19 protein-coding genes are annotated in these 18,665 nt (G+C 57.7%); 5 read left to right on the top strand and 14 right to left on the bottom strand.

Features of this window, described 5'->3' with window-relative positions; translation table 11 throughout:
* From O2N63_RS14265 to O2N63_RS14215, 11 genes are all read right to left on the bottom strand, one after another.
* Positions 1 to 1,122: an ABC transporter permease gene (locus O2N63_RS14265; RefSeq protein WP_271054956.1), complete on the bottom strand. Its 1,122-nt coding sequence runs from the start codon at positions 1,120 to 1,122 to the stop codon at positions 1 to 3.
* Positions 1,122 to 2,705, bottom strand: a complete 1,584-nt coding sequence (locus tag O2N63_RS14260; RefSeq protein WP_271054955.1) for an ABC transporter ATP-binding protein — start codon at positions 2,703 to 2,705, stop codon at positions 1,122 to 1,124. Before O2N63_RS14260 ends, O2N63_RS14265 begins: the two co-directional genes overlap by 1 nt.
* A gap of 2 nt (positions 2,706 to 2,707) precedes the next feature.
* Positions 2,708 to 3,715 carry a BMP family lipoprotein gene (locus O2N63_RS14255; protein ID WP_271054954.1) on the bottom strand — a complete coding sequence of 336 codons (1,008 nt, stop codon included), beginning with the start codon at positions 3,713 to 3,715 and terminating at the stop codon, positions 2,708 to 2,710.
* A 183-nt stretch (positions 3,716 to 3,898) separates the two neighbouring features.
* Positions 3,899 to 4,321 (bottom strand): GNAT family N-acetyltransferase, encoded by a 423-nt coding sequence (locus O2N63_RS14250; protein WP_271054953.1) that lies wholly within the window; start codon positions 4,319 to 4,321, stop codon positions 3,899 to 3,901.
* 2 nt (positions 4,322 to 4,323) lie between these two features.
* Positions 4,324 to 4,983: a tRNA (adenosine(37)-N6)-threonylcarbamoyltransferase complex dimerization subunit type 1 TsaB gene (gene tsaB, locus O2N63_RS14245; RefSeq protein ID WP_271054952.1), complete on the bottom strand. Its 660-nt coding sequence runs from the start codon at positions 4,981 to 4,983 to the stop codon at positions 4,324 to 4,326.
* Complete coding sequence (locus O2N63_RS14240) at positions 4,973 to 5,536, bottom strand: NifU family protein (RefSeq protein WP_271054951.1); 564 nt, start codon at positions 5,534 to 5,536, stop codon at positions 4,973 to 4,975. The genes tsaB and O2N63_RS14240 overlap by 11 nt, the downstream gene beginning before the upstream one ends.
* Positions 5,537 to 5,909: 373 nt before the next feature.
* Complete coding sequence (locus O2N63_RS14235; RefSeq protein WP_271054950.1) at positions 5,910 to 6,365, bottom strand: universal stress protein; 456 nt, start codon at positions 6,363 to 6,365, stop codon at positions 5,910 to 5,912.
* Between the two features lie 49 nt (positions 6,366 to 6,414).
* Positions 6,415 to 7,497, bottom strand: coding sequence for an AbrB family transcriptional regulator (locus O2N63_RS14230; RefSeq protein ID WP_271054949.1), 1,083 nt, complete (start codon positions 7,495 to 7,497; stop codon positions 6,415 to 6,417).
* A complete protein-coding gene (locus tag O2N63_RS14225) occupies positions 7,478 to 8,353 on the bottom strand; it encodes a branched-chain amino acid aminotransferase (protein WP_271054948.1) in 876 nt (291 codons plus the stop codon). The genes O2N63_RS14230 and O2N63_RS14225 overlap by 20 nt, the downstream gene beginning before the upstream one ends.
* A gap of 289 nt (positions 8,354 to 8,642) precedes the next feature.
* Positions 8,643 to 9,314 (bottom strand): phytanoyl-CoA dioxygenase family protein, encoded by a 672-nt coding sequence (locus O2N63_RS14220; protein ID WP_271054947.1) that lies wholly within the window; start codon positions 9,312 to 9,314, stop codon positions 8,643 to 8,645.
* A gap of 17 nt (positions 9,315 to 9,331) precedes the next feature.
* Positions 9,332 to 9,760, bottom strand: coding sequence for a DUF1489 family protein (locus O2N63_RS14215; protein WP_271054946.1), 429 nt, complete (start codon positions 9,758 to 9,760; stop codon positions 9,332 to 9,334).
* Positions 9,761 to 9,943: 183 nt separating this feature from the next.
* Here O2N63_RS14215 and O2N63_RS14210 point away from each other — a divergent pair, with 183 nt between their 5' ends.
* On the top strand, positions 9,944 to 12,199 hold the full coding sequence (locus tag O2N63_RS14210; protein ID WP_271054945.1) for an adenosylcobalamin-dependent ribonucleoside-diphosphate reductase: 2,256 nt from the start codon (positions 9,944 to 9,946) through the stop codon (positions 12,197 to 12,199).
* A gap of 568 nt (positions 12,200 to 12,767) precedes the next feature.
* Here the strand turns inward: O2N63_RS14210 and O2N63_RS14205 are convergent.
* Both O2N63_RS14205 and O2N63_RS14200 read right to left on the bottom strand, forming a co-directional pair.
* A complete protein-coding gene (locus O2N63_RS14205) occupies positions 12,768 to 13,475 on the bottom strand; it encodes an IS6 family transposase (protein ID WP_271054979.1) in 708 nt (235 codons plus the stop codon).
* A gap of 255 nt (positions 13,476 to 13,730) precedes the next feature.
* Positions 13,731 to 14,654: a zinc ABC transporter substrate-binding protein gene (locus O2N63_RS14200; protein WP_271054944.1), complete on the bottom strand. Its 924-nt coding sequence runs from the start codon at positions 14,652 to 14,654 to the stop codon at positions 13,731 to 13,733.
* Positions 14,655 to 14,778: 124 nt separating this feature from the next.
* Here O2N63_RS14200 and O2N63_RS14195 point away from each other — a divergent pair, with 124 nt between their 5' ends.
* The 4 genes from O2N63_RS14195 (at position 14,779) to O2N63_RS14180 (ending at position 18,103) form a co-directional block, all read left to right on the top strand.
* Positions 14,779 to 15,270: a Fur family transcriptional regulator gene (locus O2N63_RS14195; protein ID WP_271054943.1), complete on the top strand. Its 492-nt coding sequence runs from the start codon at positions 14,779 to 14,781 to the stop codon at positions 15,268 to 15,270.
* A complete protein-coding gene (locus tag O2N63_RS14190) occupies positions 15,267 to 16,058 on the top strand; it encodes an ATP-binding cassette domain-containing protein (RefSeq protein WP_271054942.1) in 792 nt (263 codons plus the stop codon). Before O2N63_RS14195 ends, O2N63_RS14190 begins: the two co-directional genes overlap by 4 nt.
* Positions 16,055 to 16,861, top strand: coding sequence for a metal ABC transporter permease (locus O2N63_RS14185; protein ID WP_271054941.1), 807 nt, complete (start codon positions 16,055 to 16,057; stop codon positions 16,859 to 16,861). The genes O2N63_RS14190 and O2N63_RS14185 overlap by 4 nt, the downstream gene beginning before the upstream one ends.
* A 180-nt stretch (positions 16,862 to 17,041) precedes the next feature.
* Positions 17,042 to 18,103, top strand: coding sequence for a Hint domain-containing protein (locus tag O2N63_RS14180; RefSeq protein ID WP_271054940.1), 1,062 nt, complete (start codon positions 17,042 to 17,044; stop codon positions 18,101 to 18,103).
* A 43-nt stretch (positions 18,104 to 18,146) separates the two neighbouring features.
* On the opposite strand, the gene O2N63_RS14175 is transcribed toward O2N63_RS14180, so the two are convergent.
* Positions 18,147 to 18,596 carry a DsrE family protein gene (locus O2N63_RS14175; protein ID WP_271054939.1) on the bottom strand — a complete coding sequence of 150 codons (450 nt, stop codon included), beginning with the start codon at positions 18,594 to 18,596 and terminating at the stop codon, positions 18,147 to 18,149.
* Positions 18,597 to 18,665 lie beyond the last annotated feature (69 nt).

Raw genomic sequence — 18,665 nt, 5'->3', positions numbered from 1 at the left:
TTACGCCTCCTTCTGCTTGGCGTCGCGGGCCTCGGCCCGCTTGGCGGCCCGAATGAAAGCTCGCTCCACCGGCATTCGGATCATATTGTCCAAGGCGCCTGTAAACAGGATCACCAGACCCTGAATAACCAGCACCAGCTCGCGCGGGATCGACAGCCAAAGCGCCAACTCACCGCCGCCTTGATAGAGGAAGCCAAAGAGGAGCGCGGCGAGGAAGACCCCAAACGGGTGGTTGCGCCCCATCAGGGCCACCGCGATGCCGATGAAACCCGCGCCTTCGACAGAGTTCAGGATCAGCCGTTCGCTTTCACCCATCGTGTTGTTGATCGACATCATGCCCGCAAGACCGCCTGAAAGAAGCATTGCAATCATGGTGATCTTCACCGGCGAAATGCCCGCGTAAACAGATGCGCTCTGGCTTTGCCCGAAGGACCGGATTTCATAACCAATGCGTGAGCGGAACAGCAGAAGATAGACCACGATACATGCCACGACGGCTACGATGAACGACACGTTCACCGGCGCGGATTTAGAAAATGCAATTCCAAAGGGCGACAAAAGGTCATGGAATGTGGGCAGGTTGGTGGTCTCCGGGAACCGCGCCGAGGCCGGATCCATCGAGCCTTTCGGGCGCAGCAGGTTCACCAGCACATAATTCAAAAGCGAAGCCGCGATGAAGTTGAACATGATGGTGGTGATCACCACGTGGCTGCCGCGTTTGGCCTGCAGATAGGCAGGAATGGCAGCCCACAGTGCCCCGAAAAGTGCGCCACCCAGCATCGCAAACAGAATTGCCACGGTCCAATGCGGGAAGGGGATGTAAAGGCAGACCAGTGCCACGCCTAAACCTCCAAGTACGGCTTGCCCTTCGCCGCCGATGTTGAACAAGGCTGCCTGAAAGGCAATCGACACGGCGAGGCCCGTGAAGATGAAGTTGGTGGCGTAGTACAGCGTATAGCCCCAGCCATAGCTCGACCCCAACGCGCCGGTGACCATCAGTTTCACCGCTTCAAACGGGTCCTGCCCAATGGCGGCGATCACTGCCATTGAAATGGCAAAAGCCAGCGTCAGGTTCAAAAACGGGATCAGGGCAACGTCCGCCCATTTTGGCATCTTGTCCATCACGCTTGCCCCCCGTTTTCGCCCGATCCATTTTCCCCAGCCATCAGCAGGCCAAGCTCTTGTTCATTGGTGTCGGCAGGCATGCGTTCCCCCATGATATGACCGTCAAACATCACGGCAATACGGTCGGAGAGAGACAGGATCTCTTCCAGTTCAACGGACACCAGCAAGATCGCCTTGCCCTGATCACGCAGCGCGACGATCTGTTTGTGGATGAATTCGATCGCACCAATATCCACACCACGGGTGGGTTGGCCCACGATCAGCAGATCGGGATTGCGCTCGATCTCACGGGCGACAATGATCTTTTGCTGGTTGCCGCCGGAAAAGCTTTTGGCGGCGAGGTGCGGATGCGGCGGGCGCACGTCGAACCGGTCCATCTTGTCCTGCGTGATCTCGACCATTTTGGAGTTATCCATCAAAAGAGCGTTCTTCTGGATTTCCGGGTCGTTGTGATAGCCAAAGATCATGTTTTGCCAAGCGGGAAACTCCATGATCAAACCGCGGCTCTGGCGATCTTCGGGCACGTGGGCGATACCGCGTTCACGGCGCGAGCGCGCGTCGGATTTCTTGCCGGTCAGATCCAGCTCCTGGCCTTTAAGGCGCACAGATCCAGTCGCTTGCGCATAGCCTCCAAGGACTTCCATCAGCTCGGATTGACCGTTGCCGGACACACCCGCAATTCCGAGGATTTCGCCTGCGCGGACATTGAGGTCGATCCCCTTCACGCGTTCGACACCTTGGTCGTCGATGACGCGCAGGTTCTCGATCTCCAGCACGTTTTCACCCGGTTTGGCTGGCACTTTATCCACGGACAACAGAACCTTGCGGCCCACCATCAGCTCGGCCAGTTTCTCTGGGCTGGTGTCTTTTGTCTTGACCGTATCGGTCATCTGGCCGCGCCGCATCACTGACACGGTGTCAGTATATTCCATGATCTCGCGCAGCTTGTGGGTGATCAGGATGATTGTCTTACCCTGTGCGCGCAGCCCGTCGAGGATGCGGAACAGGTGATCCGCCTCGGCGGGAGTCAGAACCCCGGTGGGTTCGTCGAGGATGAGAATGTCGGCCTGACGATAGAGCGCTTTGAGAATCTCAACCCGCTGCTGTTTGCCCACGCCCAAATCTTCGATCAGGGCATCGGGATCGACCCGCAGCTCGTATTCTTCAGCCAGCGCCTTGAGTTCCTTACGCGCCTTGGCAAGGGAGGGCCGCAAAAGGGCACCTTCTTCCACCCCAAGGATCACATTCTCAAGCACCGAGAAATTCTCGACCAGCTTGAAATGCTGAAACACCATCCCGATGCCGGCGCGAATGGCGGCCTGGCTGTCGGGGATCTGAGTTTCCTGCCCGTTGATGAAAACCTGCCCCTCATCGGCCTTGTAGAAACCGTAAAGGATGGACATCAGCGTTGATTTGCCCGCGCCATTTTCCCCGATGATCCCATGGATCGTGCCGGGCTGGACGGAAATCGAGATGTCCTTGTTCGCCTGCACCGGCCCAAACGCCTTGGAAATCCCGCGCAGTTCAATGGCTGGGGCAGCAGAAGACTGCTGCCCCGTTCCGTTTTGATGCTCAGTCATGATCAGAAATCAAGCACCGGGCAGCTGTCATTGGTGTAGTAGGCCACCACGTCGATGTCGCCTGCGATGATTTTGGCTTTCGCATCTTCTGCTGCGGCTTCCATATCACCCGAAACCAACGACGCATTGTTGTCGTCAAGAGCATAGCCTACACCTTCTTCGGCCAGACCAAGACGGACCTGGATGCCGGTTTCAAGATCGCCGCCTGCTTTCATGGCTTCATAAACAGCCACATCCACACGTTTCAGCATCGAGGTCAGTACCTTGCCCGGATGCAGGTGGTTCTGGTTTGAATCCACACCGATCGACAGAACGCCATCGGCGTCAGCAGTCGCTTGCAGAACCCCAATACCGGTGCCGCCAGCCGCGGCATAAACCACGTCAGCACCTTGCGCGATCTGTGCCTTGGCAAGCTCGCCACCGCGTACCGGGTCATTCCAGGCGGTCGGCGTGTTGCCGGTCATATTGGCGACGATTTTGATGCCCGGATTGGTTGCCAGCGCGCCCTGGGCATAGCCACAGGCGAAGTGACGGATCAGCGGAACATCCATGCCGCCAATAAAACCAACCGTGCCAGATTTCGAGGCCATGGCCGCCAGAACACCGACCAGATAGCTGCCCTGATGCTCTTCAAAGGCGATCATCTGAACGTTCGAGGGGATTTCCGGCAGGAAACCGTCGATGTTGACAAATTTAGTGTCCGGGTAATCGGCAGATACATTGGCAACCGGGTCAGCCATGGCAAAACCGGTGGTCACGATCGGGCTGGCGCCCGCTTCGGCAAAGCGACGCAGGGCCTGCTCTCGCTGTGCTTCGGACTGCAATTCGATTTCCAAATACTTGCCGCCGGTTTCGTCCGCCCAACGCTTGGCGCCGTTATAGGCCGCTTCGTTAAAGGATTTGTCGAATTTACCGCCCAGGTCGAAGATGACGGCCGGATCAGCTAACGCAGCACCGGCGGTCACGGCAACTGCGGCAGCAGCGCCAAGAAGGTTCTTCATCAGGGTCATGTGGTTCTCCCGTTTTATTGTTGTTTGGGACCTGAGGGTCCAAATTTGACCATCTGGTATGATTCCCATTTATACGGCGATGCTATCGCTCGCGAAAGATCATCCGGGATTTTGGTCAGAGGGCAAGGGGAGGGTCAATAATAAGTTGTCAACAAAGCGCATTCTACCCGTTTTTTAGGGTGCTTAACCTAAAGTCAGGTGCTTTTGCATCAGGATCGCATCCTGCTTTGAACCATCCGGGCGGGCATAATAACCGACCCGTTGGCCGGATTCGTTCCACCCTGAATTGCGGTATAATGACAGGCCGGGGATGTTGTCGGCGGCGACTTCCAGAAAAAGAAGCCCTGCTCCGCGCGCAGCACTTGTCGCCTCGAACCGCCTGAGTAGATCCCGGCCCAAACCATCCCCGCGTGCTTCGGGCAGCACAGCGATGGTCAGGAGTTCGCTTTCCCCTGCGATTTCGCGTCCTAGTGCAAAACCGTGTTCTGCAACCTCTGCAAACACAAATTGCGACGAGAGGAGATCAGCGAATTCCGCCTCGCTCCAACCACGAGCATTGTCAAAGCTCGCGGCATGGATCCGGGCAAGGGCGTCGGGATCGATCATGATCAATCCAGAATGACGGGGGCCGGATCGCGCGGTGGGGCGGCGTCCGCCGTGCGTATGTAAAGGGGGGCAGGACGGGGTAGCTGCACATTGTGCATACGTGCCTTGGTTTTGCGGGCTATGGCTTCTGTGAATGGAAATGCAGCGGCGACAACCTGCCCTCCGGTCCGATTGGCAATTTCTCCAGCGCGGTGCCCAACCACATTTGCTTCTGCCTTTGGGTTGGGCAGGGGGATGTCATCGAAGCTGGTCAGTATCGGGGAAGAGGCTGTGCCATCATTGAAAGCCTGTGTGTAGAGCATCTCGCGGCGGGCATCCACGCTGCACAGGATCGTGGTATCAACACCAAAAGCCAGGGCCTCAAGGGTCGATACGCCAATGGCTGGAATGCCCAGCGACAGGGCCAGCCCACGTGCAGCGGACACCGAAATGCGGATACCGGTGAAATTGCCGGGGCCAACTCCAACGCCAATCGCGTCAAGATCGGACCATGATGCCCCCCCCTCGGCCAGCACCTCTTCCAGCAAGGGCATCAACCGTTCAGCCTGTCCTTTTGCCATCTCCTCGTGGCGAAGCGCGACAATCTCATCCCCGCGCAGCAAAGCGGCCGCGCAATGCGCGGCCGATGTGTCAAATGCCAGAATGATGGGGTCAGGCTGCAACAGGGCGCACCTCAACCACTTCCGGGATGTAGTGTTTCAGCAGGTTTTCGATCCCCATCTTCAGGGTCAGCGTCGATGAGGGGCAACCAGCACATGCGCCTTGCATGTGTAGATAGACGATGCCGCGATCAAAGCCGTGGAACGTGATGTCGCCCCCGTCCTGCGCCACGGCAGGGCGCACGCGGGTGTCCAGCAGTTCCTTGATCTGCTCCACGATCTCGCTGTTCTCCCCAGTGTGTTCCGCGTGACCAGAGGCCGCGATGCCGTCGGCCGCCATGACGGGCGCGCCGGACTGGAAATGTTCCATGATTGCGCCGAGAATTGCCGGTTTCACATGATCCCACTCAACCTCATCCGCCTTGGTTACGGTGACAAAATCTGCACCGAAGAAAACGCCCGTCACGCCGTTGACTGCAAAAATGCGGGTGGCAAGCGGCGAAGCGTCTGCGGCGTCCTTCGACGGGAAGTCGGCGGTGCCCGTTCCCAGCACGTCCTGTCCGGGCAGGAATTTCAACGTAGCGGGGTTTGGCGTGGATTCGGTTTGGATAAACATGGCGCACCTTCTGGAAGCGTTTTGGTCAGCCATCGGGCTTTATCCAAAACGTTTTAGTTGGGATTGATATGCGCCTGAGGGGGGCAACTGTCAAGGTTGGGGAATGAAACGGGTGACATCCGCTGCGCTTCGTCGCGCTCACGGTGGCCTCGCTTTGCTCGGCAGGGGCTTTGCCCCTCTGCGCTGTGCGCATTCACCCTAAGGTATTTCCGGCAATGAAAATGCAAGGAAATCTGCTTTTTTCTTGCCTCAAATATCTCGGGGTGAGCCTCTTCGAGGCGAGGGGCAGCGCCCCTCAAGGCTCACAAGCTGCGCCGCGCCCAAGCCTGTCGACCAAAGGGAGAAAAGGCGCGGGAGTATTTCATGGTTCGGATCAGGTGATCTCTTCAAGTCGGTCTTTGGACATTTCTCCGGGCACGATGGTCATGGGGACGGGTAGTTCCGCCGATGCGCGCATCATCTGGGTGATGATAGGGCCAGGGCCGGATTTACCGGATCCTGCGCCGAGGACCAGAACGCCGATATCCGGATCCTCACGAATCTGTGACATGATCTCGGGCACCACTTCTCCCTCTCGAATGACCAGTTCCGGGTCTACACCCTGCCGGTCGCGCATCCATTTGGCGAATACTTCGAAATGCACGGTGATCCGCTCGCGGCTTTCCTCGCGCATGATGTTGCCGACGCCGATCCAGTGGTTGAACTCATCCGGCGGGATGATTGAGAGCACTTCGACGCCGCCCCCGGAATTGGCCGCGCGCATGGCGGCAAAGCGCATGGCGTTCAGGCATTCGCGGCTGTCGTCGAGGATCACGAGAAACTTGCGCATATTGGTCCCTTATGCGGCGCGCCCTCTGCGGACGGGCCTTCAAACGGGCTCAGTCTGCCCGAGGGGGGCGGTCCTGTCCATTGCTTTCCGTAGGTCCAGACCGCGCAATATGTGCGGCGTAAGTGGTAATCACCAAAGCCAGCAGGACAAGCCGGACCACATGTGCCGTGGCCACAAAACTTGGGTCAGCTCCCATTGCAACGCCCACGATCACCATGGTTTCCAGCCCTCCGGGTGCAAATCCCACCAATATGTCCAGAAGCGGCAAGCCCGAGATCCATGCGGCGGGAAGTGCTGCCATTGCGGCCAGCCCGGTGGTCAACGTGACCACGATCACTCCGGCAATCAGGTTGCGCCGCAGCTCTGGCCAGCGGATGCCGACAAAGCGCGTGCCGATCAGGCACCCCATTAGCACCAATACTGACTGGCTTATCCAGGGCGGCAGATTGCCGTCGACAATTCCCCCCAAGTGCAATGCCGCCGCCGTGATCATGGCGGCAAGCAATACCGGAGCGGGCAGCCTAGCCTTGGCGAGAAGTGGCGCGATGGCAATCGCTGCCACCAGTTCGATCCCGATCATCGGCCATGAGGATACGGCACGCCCAACCGGCAGACCCGGGCCCAGTTCCAACCCTGACAATCTGGCGGCCAAAGGGACAAACAGGCTGATTGCGAGTACCCTGAACGATGCCAGCAAGGCAGGTCGGGTCAGCGCGATGTTCAGCGTGTCTGCCAATGAAACCACAAGGCTCAGATGTCCCGGCGCGGCTGACAAGAACCCTTCAGTGCGGGAAAACCCCATATGCCGGGTGAGCAGGCGCTGTCCGACAAACGGTGTTGCGGCGGTCAGGCAGGCCAGAATGGCAAAAGCCAACGGCCAGCGTGCAATGGCGGCGATGCTGGTGGGCGTGACCATTGACCCCACTGCGATGCCCACAAGCACAAAGATTACGTTTCGCAGAGGCATGGCGATGGCGGTTTTCATGCCCATCACGCTGGCAAATGCCACGGCCAATGCCGGGCCTGCCAGCAGACCCAGCGGCATGTTGATCGCCCAGGCAAAGGCCGCCCCTACCGCACCGACGCAAATCGTGAGCGCCGTTTGGCGCAGATCAGCTGGTACGACCATCATCGGAATGGGCCCAATCCCAGTAAAGTTCACGCGCGCGGCGAGCAACGGGGCCAAGTTGATACATGGTGCCATCAAACTCGGTCACTGGTGTGATCTTATGCATGTTGCCGGTCAGGAACACCTCGTCCGCCGCACGGAAATCATCGAAGGTAAGGGTGCATTCATGTATTTTGACTCCCTCGGACCGGAGGTTCTTCATGTGGCGCGCACGGGTGATGCCGGCAAGGAAGGTGCCGTTGGCAATCGGGGTGAAGACTTCGCCATCCCTGACCATAAACACATTCGAGGACGCACTTTCCGCGACATTTCCCAAAGCATCCGCCACCAGCGCATTGCCATACCCTTTCGACACCGCTTCTGCGACCATCCGGGCGTTGTTGGGGTAGAGGCACCCCGCCTTGGCATTCACCACCGCGCTTTCAAGCACGGGGCGGCGAAACCGTGTGGTGGTGAGGGTGGTTGTGGCCGTGTCTGGCGCCAGTGGCACCTCTTCCAGACTGATGGCAAACCCGGTGGCGTTCTGCCCGGGTAAAATCCCCAACGCCCCACTGTCCAATCCCCAATACATCGGGCGGATATAAACGGCTTGGTCCGGGGAATAGGCAGATAGGCCTTCGCGTACGATCTCGACCATATCTTCAGTGGAAACGGTTGGCGTGAGCATCAGCGCCTCTGCCGAGCGGTTCACCCTTTCACAATGGGCGCGCAGATCAGGTGACAGCCCATGGGCATAACGCGCACCATCAAACACCGTGCTGCCCAGCCAGCTGCCATGATCGGCGGCCTTCATCACCGGAACATCCCCGTCATGCCAGCTGTCGTTGAAATAGGTGCGGATATTGCTGCCAAGCGCCATGGCCGGATCCTTCTGATCGGGAAGGGTAGAGGTTGCGGTGATCCTAGCGACCCGACAGACCTTGTCCAGAGCATTAGAGCGCGGGGAAAGCTCCCCCGGGGAAAGGACCGACCCCCGAGGGAGGGCGCATGCCACGTGGAATGGATCGGCACGCACTTGCCCGCGAGGATCCTGACCGGACGGGCAAGCCGGTTAGGAAGGGGAAACGGCGGGCAGGGACAGGGTAGCCGAGGAAAGAATCGATTCTGTGACAGGTCTATCCACTGCAAGAAGCCTGAACTCAGCAGGCTCAGTTTAGCCCATCGGTCAGATCGAACGGTGCGTAGTCGACTCGTAACGTGCGTCGTCGCTCATTGGATTCTTTGGCAGTTGCCGATGATCCAGATCGATGCAGGGTCAACATGGCGAGGACAAGCACGTCCCCAGCTTCTGCAGTTGTTATTTCGGTTGGATAGGTTCCGGCGATTTCTGATGCCCGGGGAGAGGAAACCTTACCTTCGCGATGGCTGCCAAGGGCGATTTCCATCGCGCCGTTTTCAACCGTGCTACGATCAAGGTGCACACGAACAAACAGCATAGTTTCAAGCTGTTCCAACGGTGGTTCGCAATGCCAGATGCCCGCCTTCTGTGACCAGTTGGTGTAACCGGGGACCTGTGTTTTTTCGGCAAGCTCAATGATGCGATCCTGATGCCAGGGCACACCCCAGTTTGCTTCTTTGCTTTTGTCAAATGACAGGAGCCGAACCTGTTGCATATTAGGCCAGGTTTGAGTGATCAGCTCATTAAACCCCATGTCGGGCAGAGTTTGGAAAAGAGGATCGGTATGAGCGATCCGCGCACCGGGTCGCCCCTCCATTACTGAAAGATTTCGAAGGCCTTCCAGCTCTTCCTCAGTCAGGGCCTTGCGAAGCCAGACCCGCCCTTCGGATTTCAACTGTTCACGATAATGATCCGGGTCCATGAAAAGTGTCCTGATTTCTAGCGGATACCTATTTCCGCAAGCGCCGAAGCAAGCTCGGAGGGCAGATCATCATCGCCCTCTCGCAGTTCGGGCAGGTCGCGGGGCGCGTCTTCGGGTTTAAGATAGCGCCAGCCCTGAAAAGCTCGGCGGGGTTGGGATTCGGTAAGAATGACGTCGTTCGAGAGGACAATGCCACAGCGGCGGATCCCATCCTGCCCGATCACCTCTTCGAGCCGCAACACCTCTTGCCGGGCCAGCACCTGCCCCTTAAAGACCCAATATAGCGAGCCGCCGTTCACCAGTTCAGATTCGCGCTTGGGCCACATTCGGGTGACATGCACCGGATTGGGTCGTCCGGTCTCGCCCCGGCGCATCTCTTGCCAGGCGGTCAGATCTTCGACTTTTTCCGCTCCAACGCAGAGTTTTAGCAGGTTTACATAGCTCATAGTATTTACCAGATGTATGTGGCGCTTTGGTGACGACACACTAAATGTTGATATTTTTTTAACAAAGCTGGTGACAGCCCCCACATTATTGGTATAAATGCCATCCCTGACAGGGAGGGGCAAGCCGCTGCCAAAAAGCTATGTCCCAATTAAAATCAACAAGATAGCCAAGAGAGAGCTTTGATGACTCGTTTTGCCGCCCCCATTGCCGAACAAATCTGGGACATGAAATACCGACTCAAATCGTCGGAAGGGGAGGCGCAAGACAAGACGGTTGAAGATACCTGGCGTCGGATCGCCCGCTCGCTGGCAGAACATGAGCCGGATCGCGAAGGCGACTTTTACGACGCGCTGGAAGATTTCAAATACCTGCCCGCTGGCCGCATCACCGCAGGTGCTGGCACGGGTCGTTCGGTCACGCTCTTCAACTGCTTCGTGATGGGCACGATCCCGGACAGCATGTCTGGTATTTTTGACATGCTGAAAGAGGCGGCCCTGACCATGCAGCAGGGTGGCGGCATCGGTTATGACTTCTCGACCATCCGCCCGCGCGGTGCGGATGTGAAAGGCGTTGCCGCAGACGCCTCTGGCCCGCTTTCCTTTATGGATGTTTGGGACGCGATGTGCCGCACCATTATGTCGGCAGGCTCGCGCCGTGGGGCCATGATGGCGACCATGCGCTGTGATCACCCGGATATCGAAGACTTCATCACCGCCAAATCGGATGCCGCCCGCCTGCGCATGTTCAACATGTCGGTGCTGGTGACCGATGACTTCATGAAGGCGGTGAAGGAAGATGGCAGCTGGGATCTGAAATTCGGCGGCAACGTCTATCACACGGTTGAAGCCCGTGATCTGTGGAACAAGATCATGCGCGCCACCTATGATTACGCCGAACCCGGTGTGATCTTTATCGATCGCATCAACCAGATGAACAACCTGAACTATTGCGAGCAGATTGCGGCAACCAACCCCTGTGGTGAACAGCCCCTGCCGCCTTATGGCGCTTGCCTGCTGGGCTCGGTCAACCTTGCCCGTCTGGTGAAAAATCCGTTTGAGAAAAACGCCAAGCTGGATCCGAAAGCGCTCGATAAACTGGTGCGCACAGCGATCCGCATGATGGACAACGTGGTCGACGTGTCGAAATTCCCGCTGGAAGCCCAGCGTCAGGAAGCACAGGCCAAGCGCCGTGTGGGTCTTGGTGTAACCGGTCTGGCCGATGCACTTCTGATGCTCGGCCTGCGTTACGGGTCGGACGAAGCTGCAAAGCAAACCGAAGCCTGGATGAAGCTGATCGCCCGCGCATCGTACCTCGCGTCGGTTGATCTGGCGAAAGAAAAAGGTCCGTTCCCGCTGTTTGATGCCGAGGCCTATCTGAACTCGGGCAACATGCTGCAGATGGATGATGACGTGCGCGAAGCCATTCGTGAACACGGCATCCGCAACGCGCTGCTGACCTCGATTGCCCCCACCGGGACCATCTCGCTTTACGCGGGCAACGTGTCTTCGGGCATCGAGCCGGTCTTCGCCTACGCCTATACCCGCAAGGTGCTGCAAAAAGATGGCACCCGCACCGAGGAAGAAGTGGTCGACTATGCGGTGCAGATGTGGCGCGATAAGTTCGGCGACAAACCGCTGCCGGATTACTTTGTAAACGCGCAGACGCTGGCCCCTGCGGACCACGTGAAAATGCAGGCTGCTGCGCAGAAATGGATCGACTCTTCGATTTCCAAAACCATCAACTGTCCGGAAGACATCTCGTTTGACGCGTTCCAAAGTGTCTATATGCAGGCGTGGGAGTTGGGCTGCAAAGGCTGCACCACCTATCGCCCGAATGACGTGACCGGTTCGGTTCTGTCGGTGAACGAAGAAAGCGAGAAGGCACCTGAGGTCGAAACCGGTGCCGATGTGGTTTACCTGTCAGAACCGCTGGGTCGTCCGCAGTCGCTCGAAGGGCATACCTACAAGGTGAAATGGCCTGACAGCGAACACGCGATCTACATCACCATCAATGACCTGCTCATTAACGGCCACCGCCGCCCGTTCGAAGTGTTCATCAACTCGAAGAACATGGAGCATTTCGCCTGGACGGTTGCCCTGACTCGCATGATCTCCGCCGTGTTCCGTCGCGGTGGCGAGGTGAGCTTTGTGGTCGAAGAACTCAAGGCCGTGTTCGACCCGCGTGGCGGGGCGTGGATGGAAGGGAAATACATCCCGTCGATCCTTGCTGCGATCGGCGGTGTGATCGAGCGCCACATGATCGCCACCGGGTTCCTTGAGGCCGAAGGCATGGCGCCGAAGTCAGATCCGCAAGCCGAAGTTATCGCCGTGGGTGAAGCCCCGCGCGGTCCGGCCTGCCCAAGCTGTGGTCAATTCGACATGCGCATGGTCGAAGGTTGCATGACCTGCGGCAGCTGCGGCCATTCCAAGTGCGGTTGATCTGACGCTCAGACAGTTGTTGTTGTGGGACACGCCATAACTTGGCCACTTAGGGGTGATTTTTGACCACTCTGCACAGATCAAATGACCATCGGCAGGTAACCTGTCGGTGGTTTTTTATATTTATCAGTGGGTTACCATGTTTAAGATGTTTCGGCTTTGGCATGAGGTAGTGGTTCGCCGTCATTGAAACGTCCTGTTGATCTTCCGCTGATTTCGTTCCCTAAGTGTTCTCACGGGCTCCGGAGCCTTTCATACACAATCGCCGAACCAATACGGTTCAGGCCTTTGGCAAGAACCACATGGGTTCGCGCTCTGAAAGGAATCCACCATGACGCTTTCGAAAATGCCTATACCATTTTGTTCCCTCAAATTTGTCGATGAACTCCCCCGCCTTAGAGAGGTTGATGATCGCCTGAAGGAAACCTTGCGGGAGATAAAGAACCGGAAGCTGATGGCAGCGGGAAGCGTTGATCACAGCAATGATCCAGTCCTATGGCATCAACTGATCAACGTGTGCTGTCAGACTAATTCGAACTCGTCTCAGCTAGGCCCGTATGGCTGTCCATTATCCCGCGCAAAGGCTGCGCCACTCAGAGAGAGCGACGGTTCGGTTGAGCTTGAAATGTTCACGTTTCGATAGGCTGCGGTCCTGATTGAAGTGGTTGAAGACTGAGGAGTGGATGGCGACAAATTTTTGCAAACTTCGCATACGCCGAAACCGCGACATGGCGCGCTCTCGTCGTCGAAAAGGAAGATGCGAGTTCTCAATCCGGTTGTTTAAATAGCGACCAGTTGACTGCTCGTCCGCGTTTCCAATCTCGCGCATGGCAGCCGCATAGGACCGAAGACGATCTGTAACGACAAGCTCTGGCTGACCATATCGCTTCATCACCTTCCTCAAGAATTTAAGGGCTGCGCGCTTGTTTCGACGCTTGGTGACGTAGCTTTCCTGCACCTCTCCTTCGTGATCCACGGCCCGCCATAGGTAGTGCCGCTCGCCGTTGATCTTCACGAACACTTCGTCCAGGTGCCACTGCCATCGTGAAAATGCACGAAGCTGCTGAACTCGTTTTCTCTGAATTTCCGATGAGAACAGCGGTCCAAATCTGTTCCACCAATATCTCACGGTTTCGTGGCTGATATCGATGCCACGTTCATGGAGCAAATCTTCCACATTGCGCAGCGAAAGTGGAAACCGAACATACATCATTACCGCGAGGCGGATGATCTCAGGGCTGGTTTTGAAATAGCGGAAAGGGGAGCGTTTAGGCATGGCAGGATGCTTGATTAGCGTCCTGCCCGTCTCAACCCGGTTTCCTCTGACAGAGCCGGTTGGCTTGTTCAAGGTGTGGGTTTCAGCAATGGCTCATCACTTTCACCTTCGCTCAGCCGCTTCATAGCCACCGGGTTCCAATGCGTTTGGACGCGCGCGCTTGTGGCCCGATATACGTCCATTACGTCCCTGAAATAGCTTATTGAAACCACCGCCAAACATGTCGCCGGGGCTCTTAGTCGACGTTCTCATCGTCTATTCTGCGCAAGAAGTCAGCCCCCGCGCCATATCGTTGATCAGATCGCCATAAAGCGTCGTGCCGGGGGTGAGCTTGGTTCCCAATGGGTCAATCACGCGGATCGACGCCTTGGTGTCTTCAAACACAGTTTCGAACAGGCTTGAATTGAATTGCGGCTCGGTCAGTGCGCAACGAATGTCGGCCTGTTTGATTGCGGTCTTCAGTTCAGCAATGCGGGCGGGGCTGGGGCGCGTGGCGTCGCTCATTGAAATCGCGCCTGTCGCCGCCAGATCAAACCGAGCTTCAAAATACTGATAGGCGTCATGAAAGACGATATACGGGGTGTCTTTTAGTCGAGCCAACTGGGTGCGGATCTCGTCAATCTGCCGCGTCAATTTCGCCTCGGCCCGTGCTGCGTTGTCCTGATAAGCCTGTGCATTGGCTGGATCCAGATTGGACAGAGCCTCTGCTATGACATCCAACCAGATGCGTGCGTTTTCCGGGTCAAGCCAGACATGCGGGTCGGTGGCGCCGTCTGAATGGTTGTGCGCGTCGTGATCATGCTCGTCCTCATGTTCCTCAGGCGCAAACAGCGCGGTTTCCCGGTTGGTCAGGCGCATCGTGTCTTTATGTTCCAGCAATGCAAGCTGAGATGTATTCGCTGAGATTGTTCGCAGTGGCTTTTCCAGCCAAGGGGTAAGTTCCAGCCCGACCCAGACCACCAGATCCGCATTTTCCAAAGCGGCCGCTTCGGATGGGCGCATCGCATAACCATGAGGCGAGGCGCCGGGCGGCAGGATCAAATCAGGTGTGCCAACGCCTTCCATAACCTGTGCAACAATCGAATGGATTGGGGCAATGTCGGTGACGACATTGGGGCTTTCGGCCAGTGACGGACTGGACAGAAGGCAGGCAAGCGACAGGAGGGTTGCGCGAAACATGGGGCCTCATTCGGGTCAGTTGGGCGGTTTTGGGGTGTTACTCTATAACAATCTGCTGCTTGCTATATGTAATACTATATCATATCAACCGCTAAATGCTCTCAGCCTAGAAACCGGATTTCCTATGAACACGCTTGGATTTGCCCAACATGATCACCGCAGCTGCATCAACACCGCCCTGGCCGCGGCAGAAGCGCATTGTGCGCGAGAGGGGTTGCAGCTGACCCCGGTGCGCAGGCGGGTGCTGGAGATCTTGTTGGAGCGTCACACAGCGTTGGGCGCCTATGACATCCTGGATGTGCTGCGCAATGAAAATCTCGGCTCGCAACCGCCGGTCGCTTACCGGGCGCTGGATTTCCTTGTCGCCCATGGGTTTGTTCACAAGATCGAGCGACAGAATGCGTTCATTGCTTGCGCCCATCCCGACGAAGAGCATGCCCCGATCTTTCTGATCTGTCGCGGCTGCGGCAAGGTGGCGGAAGCGCATTCCGACCTGTCCGTCGGTCGCCTTGGAAAGGCGGCTGATGCAGTTGGGTTTGCCATCGAGCGGATGGTGGTGGAGGTTGAGGGGCTCTGCCCTGCCTGCCAGTCCGCTCCGGAAGGGGCGCCCGCATGAGCTTAATCACAACCGACGGGCTAACCATGCGGCAGGGGGGCAAAACCGTCCTCTCCAACGTGGATTTTTCCATTTCGAAAGGCGAGATTGTCACCATCCTCGGCCCTAATGGATCCGGCAAGTCCACGCTGCTGCGCCTGCTGATCGGGGCGCTGCGCCCCAGCGCCGGCAAGGTGGTCCGGCAAAAGGGGTTGAAGATCGGGTATGTGCCGCAAAAGCTGCATATCGACCCGACATTGCCCCTTGCCGTGTCGCGGTTTCTTCAGCTGCCGGGAAGGGTTGCGCCTGCTGCGGCCAAAGCAGCCTTGCAGCGGGTGGGGGCAACGGGTTTTGAAGACCAGCAACTGGCCAGTCTCTCTGGCGGTCAGTTTCAGCGGGTGCTTCTGGCCCGAGCCCTGTTGTCGCAGCCCGACATTTTGGTTTTGGACGAAGCCACGCAGGGGCTCGACCAACCGGGATCTGCTGCTTTCTATTCACTGATCGAAGAGCTGCGACAGGAGCTGGGTTGCGCCGTCCTCATGGTCAGCCATGAATTGCATGTGGTGATGGCCGCCTCTGACCGGGTTCTCTGCCTGAACGGCCATGTCTGCTGCCAAGGCGCACCGGAACACGTGGCATCAGCGCCAGAATACCGCGCACTCTTTGGGACGGGCACCCATGGGGCGCTGGCGCTGTATCGCCATGAGCATGACCACGACCATGACCATGACGGGCATCACCATCACGATGGGTGCGACCACGATCACGCCCACACCCATGATCATTCCCATCAGGAGGGCAGCGTATGAGTTTCCTGGATGGTTTCATGATCCGCGCCGCCCTCGCCGGGCTTGGTGTGGCTTTGGCAGCCGCCCCGTTGGGCTGCTTTGTGGTCTGGCGGCGCATGGCGTTTTTTGGCGACGCGACCGCCCACGCGGCCATTCTGGGCGTGGCCCTTTCCCTGACATTCGAAGCCCCGATCTTTGCCGGTGTCCTTATTGCCGCGCTTGGCATGGGGTATATCGTGTCCACTTTGGGCGCGCGGGGGCATGCAATGGATACTCTCTTGGGGGTATTGTCACATTCCGCGATCGCCTTCGGCCTTGTGGCGGTGTCCTTCTTGTCCGGCGTGCGGGTTGACCTGATGGCTTACCTGTTTGGCGATATCCTTGCAGTGAGCCGTATGGATCTGCTGGTGATCTGGGGTGGGGCCATATCGGTTTTGGGGCTCTTGTGGTGGCGCTGGTCAGCGTTGCTCACGGTAACGCTCAACCCGGATCTGGCTGCCGCATCCGGGATCGACCCAAAGCGCGAACAATTGGTGTTGACCCTTGCTCTCGCGCTTGTGGTGGCGGTCGCGATCAAGGTTGTGGGAGTGCTGTTGATTGGCGCCATGCTGGTCATCCCGGCCGCGGCAGCCCGCCCGCTGGCCCAGACACCCGAGCGCATGGCGCTGGGCGGTGTGGTGATTGGCGCAGCTTCTGTGATCGGCGGGTTGCAGTTGTCATTCTGGTTTGACACCCCAACCGGCCCAACCATTGTCTGTGTCGCGGCATCCTTATTTGTGGCGGTGACATTGGCGGACGCTCTTCGCCAGGCGGTGCGCCACTGAGGGATCTCAAGCCGCGCCTTGTTTGATTGCCGGGGGGATGACATTGCCGCGCATGTGGACCCGCACCGGTGTGACCTTTTCGCAAGGGCACCTATCCAAAAGGTTAAGAAACCGCTTAACACTCCGAATCACCCGTGTTAACTTACCGTTAATAAAAAAATAAAATGGCAGGTTACGGGCATGAAGACGGGCTTTCACGGCACGTTTGTCATCTCTTGGGCGCAGTCGGAAATTGATGGATTGGCCAATGCAGCCAAATCCGCATTGGGTGTAGGTGCCATTTGGCGCTGGACCGGCGAGGCTCTTCGGGTTGACGGACCGCAGGACATTCTGAGGCTGGAACACGCCTCGGGTGAAGCTGATCAACGCAAGCGGGCGGCGCGCATTGTGCACAAGCTTGTAGGGGCGGCGATGGACCCGCAGATGTCGATTTATTCAGCGCAGGTCGAAGATCCGCTTCTGAACATGGGCTTCAAGGTCACCGACGGACACCAAAGCTATACCATCACGTTGATTGAAACAGGACCCGAGCGCTCTCCGCTTCTGATGTTTGTGGATGATGTGCCCCCGGCGAACGCGGATCTGTGGGTGGTCGAAGCCAACCTCGAACCGAGCCACATGAACCGGCTGACCGACCAACCCACAGGTGTGATCTGTTTTACCCCCGGCACGCGCATTCGCACCCCCGAAGGCGAAGCCCGGATCGAGGATCTGTCTGAAGGGGATCACATTCAAACCCGCGACAATGGCGCCCAGAAAGTGCTCTGGATCGGCACGCGTCGTATCTCGGGTGCCCGTCTGTTTGCCATGCCGGAACTGCGTCCGATCCGGGTGCGGGCAGGGGCTCTGTCCACTGGCGAACCGGATGAAGATCTTCTGGTGTCCCCACAACACCAGCTGTTGCTGCGCGGTCCCCGTGCGCTAGAGTTGTTCAACACCGACGAAGTGCTGGTCCGGGCGCAGGATCTGGTGGATGAACGCCGGGTGATCGTTGACAGTTCGGTGCGCGAAGTCACCTATTACCATCTGCTTTTGGAGCGGCACGAAGTGGTCTGGGCCAATGGCGTCGCTGCGGACAGCTTTCATCCCGCCGCCACTGCGCTCGATGCTGTCGAAGCAGGGCAACGCGCCCGCCTGATCGAGATGTTTCCGGCGTTGGATTATGACCCTATGGCCTATGGCGCCTATGCCCGCCGTACGCTGACACGGGCCGAAGCGGCAATCATGCAAGGGGTGGCATAAGCATTGACGTGAATTGCGGGCAGTCTCCTGCCGCAATCGCAATCTATGGCCTGATGATGAAGTAACCCTCGCTGTCCAGCTCCATCAGCCGCACCACACCTGCCGGAACGACCTGTGCATGAGCAGAGATCGGCGGAGAGGCTCCCTCTTTCTTCGTCATACCTTTGATCGTGTTGCCGCAGGCGCTGAATGTCACCTCTGGGATGCTCGCCGAAATGCTGGTAATTCTGTCGATCACCGGAGACGTATCCTCACGCAAGAGGTGAAGCCCAGCATTGAAAGCAACAATTTCAATTTCGTAGAGTTCGCCGGCTTCGCTCATTCCACGGGCGAAATTTGTGGCAACATTCAGGGCTTTGTTGAACGTTGCAGGGTTGTTGTCGCTGATCTGCAGGGCCAGCCGCTTGATATCGTCATCCCCTTCGTCGGCATAAACAGGAGCAACCATGATGGCGATAATCGTGCTTAGTATCGTCAATATTCGGCGTATCATTGATGGTCTTCCTTCTCTGTTGGATAAGGAAGGATACTTCTACATATGCGAATGAGTCTAGGTATCTGG

The sequence above is a fragment of the Aliiroseovarius salicola genome, from assembly GCF_027891095.1.
In the GTDB taxonomy this organism is placed as follows: domain Bacteria; phylum Pseudomonadota; class Alphaproteobacteria; order Rhodobacterales; family Rhodobacteraceae; genus Aliiroseovarius; species Aliiroseovarius salicola.
This window is presented reverse-complemented; position numbering and strand designations above follow the sequence as displayed.